Consider the following 18,148-nt stretch of genomic DNA (forward strand, 5'->3'; position numbering starts at 1 on the left):
TGTACTACATAAGTACTAGTTTTTAATGATTTATTTATAAACCTATTTCTAATTTTAATGAAAGTTTTTAGAATATTAGCTGTTGCACTTTTTTTGTCGATGTGGACATTAGTAAGTACTGCACAAATCCAACTAGCGGTAAAAAACTATTGTCTTCCCATATTAGCCGATCAAGAAATTAATGTGGTCAAAAGATTCCGAATTGATAATAAAACAAAATCGGTATTATCAAAAGGTGAGATTGTTCTGGAGTTGGATAAAAGGGCATCTGAAGTTATTGAAGAAATTGGTGTATGGTACACTGCCGATGATTCCACATTATTAAAGCAGAACAATGTAAGGAACTACACGGCTTTAACAAAAGTGAAAGCCGAATCAGGTAAGAATAGCCTGTCTTTTCTTACCAAATTAGGAAAAGGTACAAATTTCCTTTGGATAACGGTAAAGGTAAGACCAATCAAGCATATAGAACTCCCCTTTATGCTTGAACTTGAGAAATTTCAAATAGACAAGCAACAATTGACGAATATAGATAGCATGAAGTCGTCCGTACATCGCTTGGGTGTAGCGGTGAGAAGACACAAGCAGGAGGGCGTGCATACGAGTCGCATCCCGGGGATTCTTACAGCCAAAGATGGCTCCTTGATTTCTGTATATGATGCCCGTTACGAATCCGGAAGGGATTTGCAGGGTCATATGGATATCGGTGTTTCAAGAAGTGAAGACAAAGGAAATACCTGGTTACCTATAGAAATTGCTATTGACATGGGTGAATATGGAGGGTTGCCCCAAAAGTTCAACGGCGTCTCTGATCCCAATATTCTGTTGGACGAGAAAACCGGAGATATTTACGTAGCCGGATTATGGATGCATGGCGTAATTGATGAAACTGGGACTTGGTATCCGGGTAAAAAAAATGATAAAGAAATTTGGAACCACCAATGGAAAACCAAGGGATCACAGCCTGGATTTGATATCAAGCAAACTTCCCAATTCTTGATGGTAAAAAGCCATGATAATGGTAAAACTTGGTCGCAGCCAGTTAATCTGACAACGATGTGTAAAAAAGAGGAATGGTGGTTATGGGCTCCTGCTCCAGGTAGCGGTTTTACGATGAAGGACGGCACCCTCGTAATGCCAACGCAAGGAAGAGATAAGACCGGAAAGGCGTTTTCTAATATTACCTATAGCAACGATCAGGGCAAGACGTGGACAACATCTAATCCGGCGCTGCCCCGCTCGACAACGGAATGTATGGCGGTAGAATTAGAAGACGGACACATTATGCTAAATATGCGCTCTAATTTCAACGCGACCAATAAAGGACCAGATAATGGGCGAGCCATAGCGACGACAGTCGATATGGGCAAAACATGGATTGAGCACCCCACTTCGCATGGTGCACTGATTGAGCCAACATGCATGGCTAGTATTCACAAACATCATTATACAGAGAACGGAACGTCTAAATCGATAATCGTTTTTTGTAATCCGGATTCCAAATATGACCGCATCAATATCACGCTAAAAGTGAGCAAGGACAATGCCGAGACATGGGAAAGGAAACTGTTGCTCGACGAAGGAAAAGGTAGGGGATACTCCTGCATTACTTCTGTCGACGAATATACTGTTGGTGTTCTCTACGAAAGTAGTCAAGCTGACTTGGTATTTCAGCGTATCGCGTTAAAAGATTTGTTATAAATTATAAAACATAAAAATGAATAAAATTAAAGGATTAATTGCGGCGACTTTTGCTGCTTATAAAAAAGATGGAAGTATCGATCTGGATGCCATTTCTCCTTATGTGGAATACTTGATTGAACAGCAGGTCAGTGGCGTATTTGTCTGTGGAACGAACGGTGAAGGACCGAATTTAACTGTGGAAGAACGGATGGCAATTACCGAGAAATATATAGCCTGCGTGGCAGGTAGAATACTTGTCTTCGTACATGTAGGGCATAGTTCCATCACAGAGGCTAAACGTCTGGCGGCACATGCACAAGAACACGGTGCGGATTATATATCATCTGTTTCTGCTTTTTACTTTAAACCAAGTTCGGTAGCCAATTTGGTCGATTGTATGGCTGAGATAGCATCAGCGGCACCTAAATTACCCTTCTTTTATTACCATATTCCTGCGTTGACGGGTATACAGGTCGATATGATTCAGTTTTTGCAACTGGCAGAACAAAGAATACCCAATCTGGCGGGTATCAAGTATACGGCAGCGACGATGCAGGAATACCAGGCTTGTCTACACTATAAATCGGGTAAATTTGATATTTTATTTGGTTACGACGAGCTTCTTCTGCCCGCCCTTGCCGTGGGAGCGAAAGGCGCTATCGGCAGTACATACAATTATGCAGCCAAGCTATATGCGCAAGTTGTAGCTTATTTTGAAGAAGGAAAACTGGATGAAGCCGAAAAGCTTCATTTTGAGGCTGTACAAATGGTACAATTACTGGTAAAGTATGGACCTATCCCGACACAACGTGCAATTATGAAAAAGGTAGGACTGGATCTAGGTATACCAAGACTGCCATTGGCGGCCCTTAGTAAAGAGCAGGAACAAAACCTGTATGCAGATCTGTCTGATACTGCCTTTCTTTCCCTTGTGAAGTCTTGTTCCCTTGTAAAGTCTTGTTAATGGGCGGACAATGAATATAAAACATTTTATCTTTATACTATTTATGCTAAGCTCAATTCTTTTACCTGCACAGACAGCTGCAACAAAAACGAAATGGAACGTGCTAACTCCAATTCCGGATACAATGGGATTTGCAGGAGCATATATTGCGACAACCGATGATTTCCTGCTGGTCATGGGCGGAGCGAATTTTCCGGACGGAAGAGCACCCTGGGATGGTGGTAAGAAAACATGGACGAATAAGATATTTGCACTTACAGATAAGCAAGGAAACTGGACCTCGCTTGGACACTTGCCTATTCCAATGGGATACGGAGCAGTAACCTCCTTTCAGAACAGTGTGTTTATTGCTGGCGGTAGCAATGAGGAGGGACATCTTTCTTCAGCATTTAAACTCACATGGCAAGAAAACCGATGGCATATCGAAGATTTGCCAAAATTACCTTTTCAATTAGCAAATTGTTCGAGTGTCAGGATAGGCAGTTTATGGTATATCGTTGGGGGTATAAAGTTCCCAGATTCGCCAACGGCAGAATCAGTATGTTGGCGCATGGATCTAACCGCAACGGATAAAGGATGGGAAGTCTGTCCACCCATTCCCGGTGAAGGCCGTATGCTATCTGTAGTCGCAGAGGGGAAAGGGAACTTAGTGGTACTATCTGGTGTAAGTTTGCAGGATGGCAAAAGACAATATCTGCAGGATGCCTATGTATTGGACGATAATATGCGATGGTCAAGGATCGCTGACCTGCCCGAATCGGTAGCGGCGGCTCCAAGTCCAGCTTGGTTTGATTGCAAATCCAACGACCTTTTTGTCTTCGGAGGCGATAATGGCGCTCTGGCCAATCAAGACTTAAAGCATAATCACCCTGGTTTTTCTAATCGCATACTAACCTATGATTTTGGGATGGATTTGTGGCATTATAGCGCGGATAAGATCATTATTTCAGAAAAACAACAGCACGAAAAAACCTGGGTTCCTGTGACGACAGGCACAGCATATTGGGCTGGTGGAATAATATTACCCTCGGGAGAGATCAGACCGGGAATCCGTACGCCTCAGGTATTATGGGGCACTATGAAGCAAGACTAAATCTTATGAATACGAAAACAAAAGGTTATGCGTGGCTACTCGTCGCATTATTATGGGTGGTTGCTTTCCTAAATTATTTTGATAGAATACTAATTACATCGATGCGCGATCCTATTGTAGCAGATTTTGATCTGACGGATGCGCAATTTGGTTTGTTGACGTCCGTATTTTTATGGTCTTATGGTTTTGTAAGTCCTTTTGGCGGCTTTTTGGCCGATAAATATTCGCGAAAAAAAGTGATTGTTCTGTCTGTCGCCATTTGGTCGTTGGTAACCTTGTGGACCGGCTATGCATCCACATTTCCGGAGATGTTGGCTACGCGATTACTGATGGGTGTAAGTGAAGCCTGCTATATACCTGCAGCGCTCGCTTTGATCACCGATTATCACACCGGAAAAACAAGATCATTGGCCACTGGTCTACACATGTGTGGTTTGTATACCGGGTTAGCGCTTGGGGGCTTGGGCGGATTTATTGCGGAGTACTGGGGATGGCGATCCGGATTCCATGTTTTTGGCCTGTTTGGAATTATTTATTCTTTTGTATTGATTTATTTTTTGAAAGATGTAAAAAAAGAAGAAGAGGAGCCGAAACGTATTTCGCAGCCCATAACAGAGGTTTCTTCTTCCTACTCGATCAGAGAGGTGCTTTCTTCTTTGTTTAGACTAGCTTCTTTCTACATTATATTGATTTATTTCGCAATATTGGGTATGGCCAATTGGTTGGTCAACGGTTGGTTGCCGACGTTTTTGAAAGATCAATTCAATTTGGATTTAGGAACTGCAGGAATTTCTGCTACAGGCTATATACAGATAGGATCTTTTGTCGGCGTGATAGTGGGTGGAATTATTGCCGATCGATGGGTGCAAAAGAACCCAAAAGGTAGATTAAACGTGATGATAATCGGCTTCTGTGTCGGAGCACCATTTTTGTTTATCATGGCTTCGACGAATCTCTTTTTACTGGCGATAGTTGCTATGATTGTGTTTGGATTGGCGAGAGGTTTTAATGACGCTAATTTAATGCCTATGCTTAGGCAAGTGGTTGACCAGCGGTATATTGCCACAGCATATGGCTTCTTAAACTTCTTAAGTACCATAGTGGGCGGGCTAATGGTATATATAGGAGGGGCGTTGAAAGATGCAAATGTAAATCTTTCGATAACTTATAAAACCATAGCAGTAGGGTTGTTGTTGGTTTCGCTGACGTTATTGTTTGTAAAAATTAAACAAAAGAATTAAAAAGTCTATTGCATCATAAAGATCATTTGTTTTCAGATAGAAAAATAGGCGATAGCCAAAAATGTCAAAAGCTACTTATCTATAGATAAGGGCTTTTTTTTTACCTTTGCGTATGATAAAATCTATGACAGGGTACGGTATCGGCAGCCATGAAAATGGAAAGGTCAAATATACCGTGGAATTGAAATCCCTCAATTCCAAATTTCTTGAGCTTAGTTTGCGTTTACCTAAAATTGTATCCGATCGCGAACTGATACTCCGCACGGAGGCCAGTAAATTGATAGAACGAGGTAAAGTTAATATTACCGTATCGGTTGAATATGTTGACCAAACAGCGAAAGCGTCGACGATCAATGCCGCGCTTTTAAAGCAATATTATGCACAATTGCAGGAAATAGCCCAAAATCTGGGAGAAACCAACGCGTCCCTATTTGAAATGGCACTCAGCATGCCGGAGGTTGTCAGTGCAAACGAAGATACAGTAGATGAAGAAGAGGGAAAAGTGCTGATGGAAGCTTTTTATGCTGCAATAGCGCATTTTACGAAGTTTCGAGCGGATGAAGGCGACGTTTTAAAGAAAGATCTGGAAAGCCGTGTGCATTTAATTCTATCCTACCTCTCGCAAGTGGAAGAAGTAGCGGAAAACCGTATTCCGTTAATACGAGAGCGCTTGAGCCATTATTTAGATGAAGCTGTCGGAAAGGAGAATGTGGATATGAATCGTTTCGAACAGGAGATTATCTATTATATTGACAAACTGGATATTACCGAAGAAAAAGTGCGTTTAAAAAGTCATTGTAATTACTTTATCCAAGGATTAAACGCACATGATTCCAATGGGAAGAAATTAGGTTTTATTTCACAGGAAATGGGCAGGGAGATCAACACCTTGGGGTCGAAAGCCAATGACGCTAATATTCAGCAGATTGTGGTTCGGATGAAAGAGGAACTGGAAAAAATAAAAGAACAGCTACTTAATGTATTATAAAGATGAGCGGAAAACTGATCATATTCTCAGCTCCTTCAGGCGCAGGAAAAACGACTATTGTTAGACGGCTGTTGTCCAATCATGGAGACAAGATTGCATTCTCTATTTCTGCTAGTACACGGGAGCCGCGGACAGGAGAGGTTGACGGAAAAGACTACTATTTTATCTCGAAGGAGGATTTTCTGCATAAAGTTGCAAAACACGAATTTATAGAATTTGAAGAAGTCTATGCAGGAACCTTTTACGGAACGTTGAGAAAAGAGGTGGAGCGTATCTGGTCGCTTGGAAAATCGGTTATCTTCGATATTGATGTGGTAGGCGGCCTTCGTCTGAAATCTAAATTTCCGGAAGAAGCATTAGCCATCTTCGTGAACCCACCTTCTTTGGATGTATTGAAAGAAAGATTGAGAGGCCGTGGAACAGATGCGGAGGAAAAGTTGCAGGAACGCTTTGCGAAAGCAGCATTGGAATTGACCTATGCGAATAAATTTGATGTGGTGTTAAACAATTTTGATTTGGAAACCGCTTCTAAAGAGGCTGAAGCACTTGTGCTGGATTTTTTGAATAAATAATGGCAAATAAAAAAATTGGTTTATTCTTTGGCTCGTTTAATCCAATACATGTCGGGCATTTGATTATCGCCAATTATATGGCTAATTATACCGAACTTGATGAAGTATGGTTTGTGGTCTCGCCCCAAAACCCATTTAAGGACAAGAAGAACCTCGGAAATATGTATGATCGCCTCGAAATGGTCAATCTGGCTATTGAGGGTGCCGAAAAGTTACGGGTCTCTGACATAGAGTTTTCGTTGCCCCAACCATCCTACACGATTGATACCTTGATCCATCTTGCTGAAAAATATCCGACAAGAGATTTTTCTATCATTATGGGGGAAGATAACCTGACGAGCTTTCCGAAGTGGAAAAACGCCGATGTTATTCTTCGGGATTACCATATAGTCGTTTATCCGAGACCAGGCTATGATGGCGGAACACTTAAAACGCACCCATCTGTTACCATCACGGAAACCCCTGTGATGGAACTATCATCTACCTTTGTGCGCCAGGCTGTAAAAGAGGGAAAGAACCTTCAGTTTTATGTACCGGAAAATGTTATTGATTTCATCGAAAAGAAAGGACTTTATCTACGTCAGTGAGTTTCTTCATAAAAGAAGCATATAAAAATACGAATGATAAGTTGATTGATTTTTCGCAAAGTAGACTGGTAAGAGATATCGTTCTGGTAATAATATATTTTTGTTATACTTGTTTGTGACAAGGATGAAAAAAATAGTTGTTTTGACCGGAGCTGGAATCAGTGCTGAAAGTGGGATTTCTACTTTTAGGGACGCGAATGGTTTGTGGGATAATCACGATATTATGGAGGTTGCTTCGCCCCATGGATGGGCAAACAATCCCGAATTGGTTTTAAATTTTTATAATCAGCGAAGACGACAACTTAAAGAAGTGGCGCCGAATGCAGCACATCTCTACTTAAAAAAGTTAGAGGAAATATACGAAGTAGTCATTATTACGCAAAATGTAGACGATTTACACGAACGAGCAGGTTCGTCGAACATTATTCATTTACATGGTGAGTTAAGAAAGGTTCGGAGCGAACGAAATGAAGATTTGATCTATGAGTGGGATAAAGATGTGAATTTGGGTGATTTGGCTGAAGACCGTGCCCAACTTCGTCCTTACATCGTCTGGTTTGGCGAAATGGTTCCTCTCTTGGATAAAGCTGCGGAAGAAGTAATGGGGGCGGATATATTGTTGGTTATCGGAACGTCTCTGCAGGTATATCCGGCTGCTTCATTGATTCACTATATCGCCGAAGGAAAGCCGGTGTACATCATCGATCCTAATTCAGTACCTGTTCCCAAAAAACCACACATCCAAGTTATTCGGAAAAACGCGACGGAAGGTGTGAAAGAATTAAATTTCTTTTCCAGCATCTGAAAACGCTGGAAAAGCTAATCAAATTCTACCGACCCATCCAGCCGCCGTCAACGGTCAGAATTGTCCCGTGTACATAATCCGAGGCCTTGGAAGCCAAGAATACAGCCGGTCCTTTAAAGTCTTCGGGTTCACCCCAGCGCCCGGCAGGGATACGCCCGAGGATAGAAGCGGAACGCTCTGGGTCGTCACGCAAAGCTTCTGTATTATCTGTCGCAATATAACCCGGAGCGATCGCATTTACATTCACACCTTTAGACGCCCATTCATTGGCAAAAGCTTTAGTCAATGAGCCGATAGCACCTTTAGATGCCGCGTATCCCGGCACATTGATACCGCCCTGGAAGGTCAATAGCGATGCGGTGAAAACAATTTTTCCGGAACCGCGTGCAATCATCTCCTTCCCAATTTCACGGGTCAACACAAATTGGGCATTTTGGTTAATCTCAATGATTTCGTCCCAGTATTCATCAGGGTGTTCCGCAGCAGGTTTGCGCAAGATATTGCCGGCATTATTAAACAAAATGTCTATAACCGGATGATCTTTCTTAACCTGGTGGATAAATTGATAAAGAGATTCGCGATTAGAAAAATCGCATTGATAAGCATAAAATTTGCGTCCAATAGCTTCTACAGATTGGGCGACTTTTGAGTTTTCTAACTCCAATGTGGCAGAAACACCTATAATATCGGCACCTGCTTCAGCCAGTGCCTCTGCTAAAGCTTTTCCAATTCCGCGTTTGCATCCGGTCACTAAGGCTACTTTTCCGGATAGATCAAATGTATTTAAGATAGACATTTCTAATGTTTTTATTTTAATTTTACCACTAAAGGATTCTTTATTTTTTTTACCTGTTTTTCGACAAAACTTTTCCACTCGTCGGCAGAAGTCACCTGACCCGCTTTGTTCCAGGCAGCACCATTGTAATATACGAAGGGCTTATTCTGCTGAACTTCTGTGCCCAGTAAAAACTGTGCATTATCGCCATCCATAAACGTGGGTTTGTTTTCAGGTAATATTAATGCTGTTCCGGTTTGGCCATGCCCTTGGATATCTGGCTCCCAATAAGCCAAGCTACCGTTTGATTCGTTAAAGTCGTACTGCGGTTCGCTTTCTCCTCGTCTTGCTAGCCCAACGACTACGGGCGTGCTTTCCGATTGTTGGTTTTTCAGGTCGACGACAACTTTATTAAAGTGTTGATCCGCATCGAGCGATATGGTTTTGGTCAGGGAGATCATTTGCCCGTTTAGTTCTTCCGGTTCAAAAACAAGTTGGAATGTGGTTCGAAGCGGACCATTGTCTAGGATTTGGTATTCTCGATAGTGTTTGGTGAAATGCACTTTACCTTCAAAATAAGGCATCATGTCGCCCGCACCAACTGTCTGTCCCACCGAATAATAATCTAGACCTTCACCATGGTCGGTATGATAGTCATTCTCTTTATACCATTTGTCGATCACCAATTCTTCTGTCCGCTTTGCCCATACATCCATGCCCTGTGCATCGTCTGCTCGACCCTCTAGTGCTTTGCCGTACATCCGAAAAGCCAGTACATTGTTCTCCCAGGCGAAATCATCGAAACGCTCCGGTACAAAGCGAGCAAAGGTTTGTACTTTGAACGCCGGTTTGGTCTCCTGTTTTGTTACAGATAGAGTAACTTCGCCTTTCGCCTCTACAGGTATCCAAATCAGTACGTTTTCAGGGTTGGTATTTCCTCGTTTTTCCAGTTGATAGGGGAGCTCGGTCTTGGAGTCCGCTAGTTTAACCGAAAAAGTAGAGTCTATATTAAAATGTGTTGTAAACTCGTCATATGGAATACTGATAAGTTCCTGGCGCGCAAGATCCGTCGGATTGCTTACCACAATACTTTTCTGTTGCTCTGCACAGCTTACACTTAACAAGGCACAAACAAGGATCGAGCAAATCGTTTTTTGCATGATTGCCTCTATTTTAAATCGGTGATTGCACATTTATCCATATCATCGTAGTCGAGGTTTTCACCGGCCATTCCCCAGATAAACGTATAGTTACTCGTTCCTGCACCCGAGTGAATCGACCATGGTGGAGAAATAATAGCTTGCTCGTTTTTCATCCAAATGTGGCGGGTTTCATCAGTTGGTCCCATAAAGTGAGAAACAGCTTGATCTTTTGGCAGGTCGAAATAGAAGTATACTTCCATACGTCGATCGTGCGTGTGAGACGGCATGGTGTTCCAAACGGAACCTGGTTGAAGCTCTGTCATTCCCATTTGCAATTGGCAGGTATCCAAGACCTTGTGCAGTAGCATCTGGTTGATAACGCGGTGGTTTGCTGTTTCCATTGCACCGAGTTCTATTTTATTTGCTTCGGCTTTGGTCACACGTTTTGTTGGATAACTGTGATGTGCCGGCGTTGAGTTCAGATAAAATTTCGCAGGATTAGCGGCATCGTTGCTGCTGAAAAAGACCTCTTTTGCGCCTTTCCCTACATATAAAGCTTCCTTGTGACCGATTTCATAGACCGTACCATCTACTTCTACTTTTCCGTCTCCACCTACGTTGATAACGCCTAACTCCCGGCGGGAAAGAAAATAAGGCTCTTTTAAGAGTTCGTCTATCGTCTCCAGTTGCAAGCGTCCGTCGACGGGCATTGCGCCGCCGGCCATATAACGGTCGTAGTGGGTATATACAAAATGGATTTTATTCGGTGCGAAAACCGTTTCAATCAGAAAGTTTTCACGAAGTCCCTTGGTGTCCAACGATTTCGTTTCATTGGGCCCAATCGCATATCGACTTTCGAAGACAGTGTGCTTTGCCATAATATGATAATGATTAAACTGATAAATGCTCTAAGATAAGAGTTATAACGTGTTTAAAGGAATGTATCTTCGGAAACGTTTACAATAACGGTAACATTGTTAATCCTTGCTGTTTTATCATCTTAAGTATCCGAAATGACCACATCCCTCACTTCCACTTTTGTCCAATATTTACTGTATTGTTCCGCTGCAGCAAGATGTGTAGGGTGTGTTTCGTAGGTGTTAATATCGTCCATGTTCTGGAAGGTAACCAGCAAGTTGTATTGAAAGGAATTGTTAACAACTGGCCGTGGATTGGTAGGTGCTGGTTTTCCATACTGCAAGGTGTGCACACCAGGCACGTTGCGGAGTTCTTCGAAAAAATTTAAAAAGTCTTGTTCTTCCTCCTCGGAGATATCCTCTTTTAACCAAAAATATACACTATGTAAAATGGTGCCCTTTGCGATTATGTTAGCAGACTTTGCACCATCTTCTAACGAGGAGGCACAGGATGTAAGCAACGTGCCGGTTAAACTGGCGGCAGTCACTGATTTTAAAAAGTTTCTTCTTTCCATGGTCATGATTTTTAACGAAAGATACGGGTTTATATTTAAAAAATGCGCTGAGGAAACCCCCAGCGCATGAAATGAAAAATCTAAACAAATATTTTAAACTTATACGTCGTACGTTGTGGAAGACGTCTCCCCACCACGACCTGTCCAGTTGGTATGGAAAAACTCCCCACGTGGCTTGTCGAGGCGCTCGTAAGTATGTGCACCGAAATAGTCACGCTGCGCTTGCAACAGGTTTGCCGGCAAGCGCTCGCAACGATAGCCGTCGTAGTAGATCAATCCGGCACTGAGGCAAGGAACCGGAATACCGTTGGTAACCGCCGTAGCAACTACCCGACGCCAGCCATGTTGAGCTGTTTGAATTTTATCTTTGAAGAAATCATCCAGAATCAAGTTCTGCAATGCCGGATTTTTATCAAAGGCTTCTTTGATTTTGCTTAAGAAAGCAGAACGAATGATACATCCCTCGCGCCACATAAGCGCAATGCTACCGTAATTCAGTTCCCAGCCAAATTCCTTGGCAGCTGCAGCCATCATTTGATATCCCTGTGCGTAGGAGATAACTTTCGCCGCATATAACGCGTCGCGTAGATCGTTGATGAACGCCCCGCGATCGCCATCGAAAGATGGTTTAGGTCCCTGTAACACCTTAGAGGCTGCTACGCGTTCATCTTTCAATGCCGATAAACAACGTGCAAATACCGATTCAGCAATAAGTGTAAGCGGTATACCCAAATCAAGCGCTACCGTTCCTGTCCATTTACCGGTACCTTTTTGTCCGGCGGTATCAAGAATCTTGTCCACTAGGGGCTCGCCGTCTTCATCCTTAAATGCTAAGATGTCACGGGTAATCTCAATCAGGTAACTATCCAGCTCACCCTCATTCCACTCCTTGAACACCTCATGCATCTCGTCGGCGTTCATACCCAGCACATCTTTCATAATGTGGTAGGTTTCGTTGATCAACTGCATATCGCCATACTCGATGCCGTTGTGTACCATTTTCACAAAATGTCCTGCGCCGCCGGAACCTACCCAGTCGCAACATGGAGAACCATCGGCAACTTTTGCAGCAATTGACTGAAAAATTGGCTTTACAGCAGGCCATGCTGCCGAAGAGCCGCCCGGCATGATCGATGGGCCCAATAATGCACCTTCTTCACCGCCCGATACACCGGTTCCGATGTAATACAGACCTTTGCTTTCTACATATTCGGTTCGCCGTTCGGTATCTGGAAAATGGGAGTTCCCCCCGTCGATAATGATATCGCCTTCATCCAGATGTGGAATCAACAACTCGATGAAGTCATCAACAGGTTTACCGGCTTTTACCATTAACATCACCTTCCGCGGACTTTTTAACGACTGTAATAAATCCTCAATGGAAGTAGCTCCATATATGTTTTTACCCTTTGCGCGACCGTTAACGAAACGCTCTACCTTGTCGACCGTACGATTGTAAGCAGACACATGAAAGCCTTTGCTTTCCATATTTAAGATAAGGTTTTCCCCCATAACGGCGATACCAATGACGCCTATATCTGATTTTTGTTGCATATCTGTTTTAATTGACTTCCAAAGTTATACTTTACGTATACAAGAACAAATAGAAAAATAACGAATTTTTTATAAACTAAGCAAAAAAAAGAACATAAACCTTATTTTAGCCCTATGGCAAAAAAGAAACCGACGATTTTAGTCGTCAACGACGATGGCATTACCGCTCCCGGTATCAAGGTGTTGCTGGAAGAAATGCAAAAAATAGGCCATGTGGTGGTGGTAGCTCCCGACAGTCCGCAATCCGGAATGGGACACGCCATCACGATTGGAAAGCCGCTCCGCTTGGATAAAATCGATCTGTATGAAGGTGTGGAGATGTATAAATGCTCCGGAACACCTGTTGACTGTGTCAAACTCGCAGTAAATAAAATTTTTAAAGGCAAAAAGCCGGATTTATGTGTATCGGGCGTTAACCATGGATTGAATTATTCCATCAATGTTTTATATTCGGGAACGATGTCTGCTGCCGTAGAAGGAGCCATAGAGGATATCCCATCGATTGGATTCTCCTTGGATGACTTTTCCCATCATGCTGATTTTTCCCATTGTCGGCCGTATGTACGGGCCATAGCACAACAAGTGCTGGATCACGGATTACAAAAAGCAACCTTACTGAATGTTAACTTCCCGCATATCAGCAAAGAATTGAAGGGGATAAAAATATGCAGACAGGCTACCGCTAAATGGTTTGAAGAATTTGATGAGCGCTTAGATCCCTATAATAGAGAATATTTTTGGATGACGGGCAAATTTCAATTGCTGGACAGAGGAGAGGATACGGATGCTTATGCCTTGAGTAATGGCTATGTTTCTGTGGTGCCGACACAGTTTGATATGACCGCACATCATACGATTACGGAATTAAACTCCTGGAGTTTTGAGGTGTAATAGAAAAAAGAAATTGGGAGGCGTAGAAAGTGAAAAATAACTTTGTACTAGGAACAGCATTGGGCGTTATTTTTCCTCTTTTGGCCCATGTGGCAACTACCTTTACGAACATTCAAACATTTTTATTCACGCACAAGCCTATCGCTTCGTATGTCATTGCTGCTACCATAAATCTTATCGCAGTGCGCTTCTTGTATCGTAATGAAAAAGAAGCTACAGCTAATGGCGTTGTGCTAGCTACATTTTTAGCGATGATTGTCTTGATCGTGTTTATGCGGGAGATGGTGTTTTCCTATGCTTGATGTTTTTTATGCTGTTGCCGTTTGTATTCCGAAGGGGTTACTTTATACAATTCTTTAAAGCTCTCCCGGAAATACTTTAGATCATTAAAACCTACTTCGTAGGCCACTTGTGATACATTCATCTGTGTTTGGGTAATCAGTGTACTTGCCTTCTTAAGCCGAATGAGCCGTATAAAGGTAGAAAGATTTTGGCCGGTAAGTGCTTTGAGTTTCGTATAGATAACCGTGCGGCTCATATTCATCTGATCGATGAATGCGCTAACGTTGAAGTCTGGATTGTTTATATGCTGTTCAACAATGGAAATGGCTTTTTCTAAAAAGAGTTCGTCGGGGGATGATATCGTTAACTTTTTGGGCTCTAAGATGGTATCTTGTTTAAATTTGCGGACTAAATTGGCTCTTGTTTTTAATAAATTATCAACCCTAAGCGCCAAAATTTCTGCGTTAAAAGGTTTGGTAATATAGGCGTCTGCTCCCGTACGATAGCCTTTTTCTTGATGGACCGGAGATGTTTTCGCCGTTAACAATATCACCGGAATATGACTGCAGATGAGCGTTGTTTTGATGTGTCGGCAGAGTTCAAAACCGTCCATAATCGGCATCTGCACATCGCTGACAATCAGATCAATGGTCTCTTGATGAGCGATCGCAAGGGCATCTTCTCCGTTTTTGGCGGTGAAAACACCGTATCTGTCCGTAAATATTTCTTGGATGAACTTTTGAAGATCGATGTTGTCCTCTACGATCAAGAGTTGTTGCTGGGCATCTTCCAATGGCTCTTCCGGTAAGTCTTCCACTTCTTGTGCTTCTGCTATAGCGTGCAGATCGCTGCCCGTATCTACGTAGTGGAAGTTATCTTCATCAATTGCTGCACGGTCGGTTTCGGTTATACGTTCATTTTTTTCCAGATGCTCGTTCCCGAGCCTTAACAGAATACTGAAGCGGGTGCCCTTATTTTCGGAACTGTTTACGACAATCTTGCCGTGATGCAAGTCGACGAGCCTTTTGCTCAGGGAAAGCCCAATGCCGGATCCCAGGTTCTGTTGCTTATAGGGCAGTTGATAAAACTGTTCAAAGATAAGGTTGAGGTTTTCCTTGGAAATTATCGGACCAAAGTTGAGGATACTGACTTTGACATAATTTACCAATTTGTTTTTTACCCTTTTTGACGTTGTTGATACATATATCGTAATATCGTTGTTATCCTCACTAAACTTAAAAGCATTGGATAATAGGTTAAACAGGATATTTTTCAGCTTGGGCCGATCAAACCATACGAGAATATGGTCATTGCGGGTGATGAGCCGATACTGTATGTTTTTTTTCTCCGCAAGTGCGTCGAAGGAGCTTTTAACCTCTTGTATAAACGGAATAATATCGTTTTTTGTGGCTTGTAAGGTTAACTTCCCGGATTCGCTCTTTCTGAAGTCCAATATCTGATTGACCAACTGCAATAACATTTTCGCATTTTTCAGCATAATATTGTGTTGCTTTTTGATGTAACTGTCACCGAGTTGTCGCAAGACCATCTTTTCAAGCGGGCCGATGATCAGCGTCAGCGGCGTGCGGAAATCGTGGGAGATATCGGTGAACAGCTGTAGCTTGAGCTGGTTGATCTCTTCGGCCCGTTCTTTTTCTTTGCGCTCCTTTACACGAAGGAGGATCAGTTTCCGGATATATAAAAACAGGCCGGTGCATAGCACGGCATAAATTAAATATGCCCACCAGGTTTGCCATGGCGCGGGTAGCACACGTATGTGCAGCGTATCCCCATGTTCGTTCCATATACCGTCATTGTTTGCGCCGATTACCTTAAAGGTATAATTACCTGGTTTGATATTGGTGTACACGGCCCTGCGCTGGTTGCCGATGTAATTCCAGTTTTCGTCATTTCCTTCCAGTTTGTAAGCGAACTCATTTTTCTCGGGTCTCATATAGCTCAGCGATGTGAAGTCTATACTGACGTTGTTTTCGTTATAGGCCAGGTCGATGCTGGTCACCGAGTCAGAAACTGTCGTAAAAAATGCATTGTTTACATCAATATGGGTGATATCGATCGGCGGGACGAAGGTATTTTGTCGCAGGTCGTTCGGGTTGAAGAAAGTTAGCCCGTTAGTACCACCGAAAAACAGTTCTTTTTTTCTGCTTTTGAAAAAAGAACCGTAATTGAACTCGTTTCCCTGAAGACCATCGGATTGGCTATAGTTCTTAATCGTGTTGGAGGTTGTTTCTATCTGGCTGAGACCGTTGTTGGTACTTATCCAGATTCTGCCACTACCATCTGAAAGAATGCCATAGATAATATCATTAGGAAGTCCGTCTTTTGTGCTGTAAGACTTCGTCGTTTTATCTTTCGGATTATAGATATGGAGCCCCTGACCTTCTGTTCCTATCCAAAAACGATCGGACCGATCGACGAATATACAGTTGATATAGAGTGGAGCTGCGTTCTCATCCAGTTCTTTGATCGGTACGGAACGCAGTTGTTTGGTTTGGATATGGACCGTTTCCAGGCCGTTATTTCCGCCAACTAACAACAGGTTCGGATCATCTGTCTGGGTGATGCTCATCACGGTCTTGATCTCCTTGTCGACTTTTGAAAGCATCTTTCGCTGTGTATCGTAGAAGATCAGTCCACCGGTTAATGTGCCGATCCAGATATTACCGTTACGGTCCTCAAATAGGGTAAGCACCTTATAGGCTTTCAGCGAAATATTCTGATCGGGGGCGAAATCAATGTGCTGAAATTTAAGCGGACTTTGCCGGAGATTTAAAAAATCAAGCCCACCATCGTGCATACCGACCCAGATGTTACCGTTGCGGTCGGTGATAACCGATTTTATATTATTGGCACTAAGGCTGCTAAGGTTTTGAGGGTTGTGCTTATGGTAAGTGAACTTTTTGGTATGCCGGTTATAGACGTTCAGCCCGCCCCCTTCGGTGCCGATCCAGAGGTTTCCGTCCGCATCTTCTGTTATACCGCTGACGACCTTGTAGTTCAGCTTGTTGTCAATATTGCCGGAGTAGATGTTCTTAAAGGTATTGTTGCCTTGGTTGTAGTAATTAACGCCGTCTGCCCAAGTGCCTATCCACATGTCGCCACGGGAGTCCCGTATGATTCTATAAATAGAGTTCTGACTTAAACTGCTGGTGTTTTCAGGATCGTGTACGATATGTTTGAGTTCTTGACGATCCGCACTCAGGATGTAAAGACCAGCATAGCTGCCTATCCACAGGTTGCCGACACGGTCTTCGCAAAGGGTACGCGTGGACGTGGTGATTGCCTTTTTTTGTTCGAACTCGAAATCTACAAAACGTCCGGTGGTACGGTCGTAACGTGCCAGCCCTAATTCGTAGCCCAGCCACAACGTATGCTTTTGGTCCATAAAGAGTGTCGGCAATCCATTGAGATGTATATGGCTATTACCCGCTCTTTGTGGGTAATCAAGACGTCTGAACGTTCCGCTTTTTAGGTTATAAACATCGATGTATCTGGCGTTGCAGATCCAGATATTACCCGCTTTGTCCTTAAAGAACGATCGCAGGTTATTATCGCTCAACGTATTCGGCTGTCTGGGTCGATGTTGGATTTTCTCAATTTTATCGGTACGAAGATCGATCTGGATAATCCCGTTTTCGGTGGCAACCCATAGTAGCCGGTCGCTTATCTGGATGATACCCCGCACCAGATTGTCCGAAACAGCATGGGGGGAATCGGAAAATAAGTAACGGGTAAAGCGATCTGTTACCGGATCATATTTATTCAAACCTCTCTCGGTACCGACCCAAAGTCCGCCATCGCGGTCTTCGTATATGGCGTGTATATTGCTGTTACTTAAGCTGTGGAGGTTGGTCGTGGTATGCCGATAGACCACAAACTTTTGCCCGTCGAATTTATTTAAACCGTCCCTCGTTCCGAACCAAATATACCCCTTCCTGTCTTGGATGATGTCTGCCACGGACCGCTGCGACAGCCCGTTGACAGAATTGAAATGTTGGAAGACAAGGTCTTTAGGCAAGCCTCCTGGGCGCTGGCTAAAAGCAATAGCGTGGAACCCGACGAGAAAACAGACGATGGCAAAGTAGTAAATTCTCATTGGCGAGGAGGTTTACTGCGAA

16 protein-coding genes are annotated in these 18,148 nt (G+C 43.1%); 10 read left to right on the plus strand and 6 right to left on the minus strand.

Annotated elements, in window-relative coordinates; translation table 11 throughout:
- The first annotated feature begins 57 nt into the window (after nucleotides 1–57).
- From H8B17_RS01155 to H8B17_RS01190, 8 genes are all read left to right on the plus strand, one after another.
- The gene (locus H8B17_RS01155) at nucleotides 58–1,701 is read left to right on the plus strand and encodes a sialidase family protein (protein ID WP_223816281.1); all 1,644 of its coding nucleotides are present in this window, start codon (nucleotides 58–60) and stop codon (nucleotides 1,699–1,701) included.
- Nucleotides 1,702–1,717: 16 nt separating this feature from the next.
- The gene (locus tag H8B17_RS01160) at nucleotides 1,718–2,647 is read left to right on the plus strand and encodes a dihydrodipicolinate synthase family protein (protein WP_190307346.1); all 930 of its coding nucleotides are present in this window, start codon (nucleotides 1,718–1,720) and stop codon (nucleotides 2,645–2,647) included.
- Nucleotides 2,648–2,690: 43 nt separating this feature from the next.
- On the plus strand, nucleotides 2,691–3,740 hold the full coding sequence (locus tag H8B17_RS01165) for a galactose oxidase (RefSeq protein WP_190307347.1): 1,050 nt from the start codon (nucleotides 2,691–2,693) through the stop codon (nucleotides 3,738–3,740).
- 5 nt (nucleotides 3,741–3,745) lie between these two features.
- Nucleotides 3,746–4,981 (plus strand): MFS transporter, encoded by a 1,236-nt coding sequence (locus H8B17_RS01170; RefSeq protein WP_190307348.1) that lies wholly within the window; start codon nucleotides 3,746–3,748, stop codon nucleotides 4,979–4,981.
- 112 nt (nucleotides 4,982–5,093) lie between these two features.
- Entirely contained in the window at nucleotides 5,094–5,969 is an 876-nt protein-coding gene (locus H8B17_RS01175) for a YicC/YloC family endoribonuclease (protein ID WP_190307349.1), read from the plus strand.
- A 2-nt stretch (nucleotides 5,970–5,971) separates the two neighbouring features.
- Nucleotides 5,972–6,541 carry a guanylate kinase gene (gmk, locus tag H8B17_RS01180; RefSeq protein WP_190307350.1) on the plus strand — a complete coding sequence of 190 codons (570 nt, stop codon included), beginning with the start codon at nucleotides 5,972–5,974 and terminating at the stop codon, nucleotides 6,539–6,541.
- Nucleotides 6,541–7,128: a nicotinate (nicotinamide) nucleotide adenylyltransferase gene (nadD, locus tag H8B17_RS01185; protein WP_190307351.1), complete on the plus strand. Its 588-nt coding sequence runs from the start codon at nucleotides 6,541–6,543 to the stop codon at nucleotides 7,126–7,128. The genes gmk and nadD overlap by 1 nt, the downstream gene beginning before the upstream one ends.
- Before the next feature lie 124 nt (nucleotides 7,129–7,252).
- Complete coding sequence (locus H8B17_RS01190; protein ID WP_190307352.1) at nucleotides 7,253–7,933, plus strand: SIR2 family NAD-dependent protein deacylase; 681 nt, start codon at nucleotides 7,253–7,255, stop codon at nucleotides 7,931–7,933.
- 25 nt (nucleotides 7,934–7,958) lie between these two features.
- Here the strand turns inward: H8B17_RS01190 and H8B17_RS01195 are convergent, their stop codons facing one another.
- The 5 genes from H8B17_RS01195 to gnd form a co-directional block, all read right to left on the minus strand.
- A complete protein-coding gene (locus tag H8B17_RS01195; RefSeq protein WP_190308292.1) occupies nucleotides 7,959–8,723 on the minus strand; it encodes an SDR family oxidoreductase in 765 nt (254 codons plus the stop codon).
- Between the two features lie 17 nt (nucleotides 8,724–8,740).
- Nucleotides 8,741–9,868, minus strand: a complete 1,128-nt coding sequence (locus H8B17_RS01200) for a DUF4861 family protein (protein ID WP_190307353.1) — start codon at nucleotides 9,866–9,868, stop codon at nucleotides 8,741–8,743.
- An 8-nt stretch (nucleotides 9,869–9,876) separates the two neighbouring features.
- Nucleotides 9,877–10,728 (minus strand): 5-dehydro-4-deoxy-D-glucuronate isomerase, encoded by an 852-nt coding sequence (gene kduI, locus H8B17_RS01205; RefSeq protein WP_190307354.1) that lies wholly within the window; start codon nucleotides 10,726–10,728, stop codon nucleotides 9,877–9,879.
- Nucleotides 10,729–10,850: 122 nt separating this feature from the next.
- Complete coding sequence (locus tag H8B17_RS01210; RefSeq protein WP_190307355.1) at nucleotides 10,851–11,282, minus strand: Dabb family protein; 432 nt, start codon at nucleotides 11,280–11,282, stop codon at nucleotides 10,851–10,853.
- A 99-nt stretch (nucleotides 11,283–11,381) separates the two neighbouring features.
- Nucleotides 11,382–12,836 (minus strand): decarboxylating NADP(+)-dependent phosphogluconate dehydrogenase, encoded by a 1,455-nt coding sequence (gene gnd / locus H8B17_RS01215; RefSeq protein WP_190307356.1) that lies wholly within the window; start codon nucleotides 12,834–12,836, stop codon nucleotides 11,382–11,384.
- 114 nt (nucleotides 12,837–12,950) lie between these two features.
- On the opposite strand from gnd, the gene surE reads away from it, so the two are divergent.
- The gene (surE, locus tag H8B17_RS01220; protein WP_190307357.1) at nucleotides 12,951–13,727 is read left to right on the plus strand and encodes a 5'/3'-nucleotidase SurE; all 777 of its coding nucleotides are present in this window, start codon (nucleotides 12,951–12,953) and stop codon (nucleotides 13,725–13,727) included.
- Between the two features lie 29 nt (nucleotides 13,728–13,756).
- The gene (locus H8B17_RS01225; protein WP_190307358.1) at nucleotides 13,757–14,029 is read left to right on the plus strand and encodes a hypothetical protein; all 273 of its coding nucleotides are present in this window, start codon (nucleotides 13,757–13,759) and stop codon (nucleotides 14,027–14,029) included.
- Here H8B17_RS01225 and H8B17_RS01230 read toward each other — a convergent pair.
- Nucleotides 14,020–18,126 carry a hybrid sensor histidine kinase/response regulator transcription factor gene (locus tag H8B17_RS01230; RefSeq protein WP_190307359.1) on the minus strand — a complete coding sequence of 1,369 codons (4,107 nt, stop codon included), beginning with the start codon at nucleotides 18,124–18,126 and terminating at the stop codon, nucleotides 14,020–14,022. The two genes, H8B17_RS01225 and H8B17_RS01230, sit on opposite strands and share 10 nt — an antisense overlap.
- Nucleotides 18,127–18,148 lie beyond the last annotated feature (22 nt).

The sequence above is a fragment of the Sphingobacterium arenae genome (assembly GCF_014692505.1).
GTDB lineage: Bacteria > Bacteroidota > Bacteroidia > Sphingobacteriales > Sphingobacteriaceae > Sphingobacterium > Sphingobacterium arenae.

Bases quoted from the DNA above. Each gene is read 5' to 3' on its own strand.
- H8B17_RS01230 (WP_190307359.1), bottom strand. From the start codon at position 18,126: ATGAGAATTTACTACTTTGCCATCGTCTGTTTTCTCGTCGGGTTCCAC.
- H8B17_RS01210 (WP_190307355.1), bottom strand. From the start codon at position 11,282: ATGGAAAGAAGAAACTTTTTAAAATCAGTGACTGCCGCCAGTTTAACC.
- H8B17_RS01200 (WP_190307353.1), bottom strand. From the start codon at position 9,868: ATGCAAAAAACGATTTGCTCGATCCTTGTTTGTGCCTTGTTAAGTGTA.
- H8B17_RS01160 (WP_190307346.1), top strand. From the start codon at position 1,718: ATGAATAAAATTAAAGGATTAATTGCGGCGACTTTTGCTGCTTATAAA.
- kduI (WP_190307354.1), bottom strand. From the start codon at position 10,728: ATGGCAAAGCACACTGTCTTCGAAAGTCGATATGCGATTGGGCCCAAT.
- H8B17_RS01190 (WP_190307352.1), top strand. From the start codon at position 7,253: ATGAAAAAAATAGTTGTTTTGACCGGAGCTGGAATCAGTGCTGAAAGT.
- H8B17_RS01165 (WP_190307347.1), top strand. From the start codon at position 2,691: ATGCTAAGCTCAATTCTTTTACCTGCACAGACAGCTGCAACAAAAACG.
- nadD (WP_190307351.1), top strand. From the start codon at position 6,541: ATGGCAAATAAAAAAATTGGTTTATTCTTTGGCTCGTTTAATCCAATA.
- H8B17_RS01175 (WP_190307349.1), top strand. From the start codon at position 5,094: ATGATAAAATCTATGACAGGGTACGGTATCGGCAGCCATGAAAATGGA.
- H8B17_RS01170 (WP_190307348.1), top strand. From the start codon at position 3,746: ATGAATACGAAAACAAAAGGTTATGCGTGGCTACTCGTCGCATTATTA.
- gnd (WP_190307356.1), bottom strand. From the start codon at position 12,836: ATGCAACAAAAATCAGATATAGGCGTCATTGGTATCGCCGTTATGGGG.
- surE (WP_190307357.1), top strand. From the start codon at position 12,951: ATGGCAAAAAAGAAACCGACGATTTTAGTCGTCAACGACGATGGCATT.
- H8B17_RS01155 (WP_223816281.1), top strand. From the start codon at position 58: ATGAAAGTTTTTAGAATATTAGCTGTTGCACTTTTTTTGTCGATGTGG.
- gmk (WP_190307350.1), top strand. From the start codon at position 5,972: ATGAGCGGAAAACTGATCATATTCTCAGCTCCTTCAGGCGCAGGAAAA.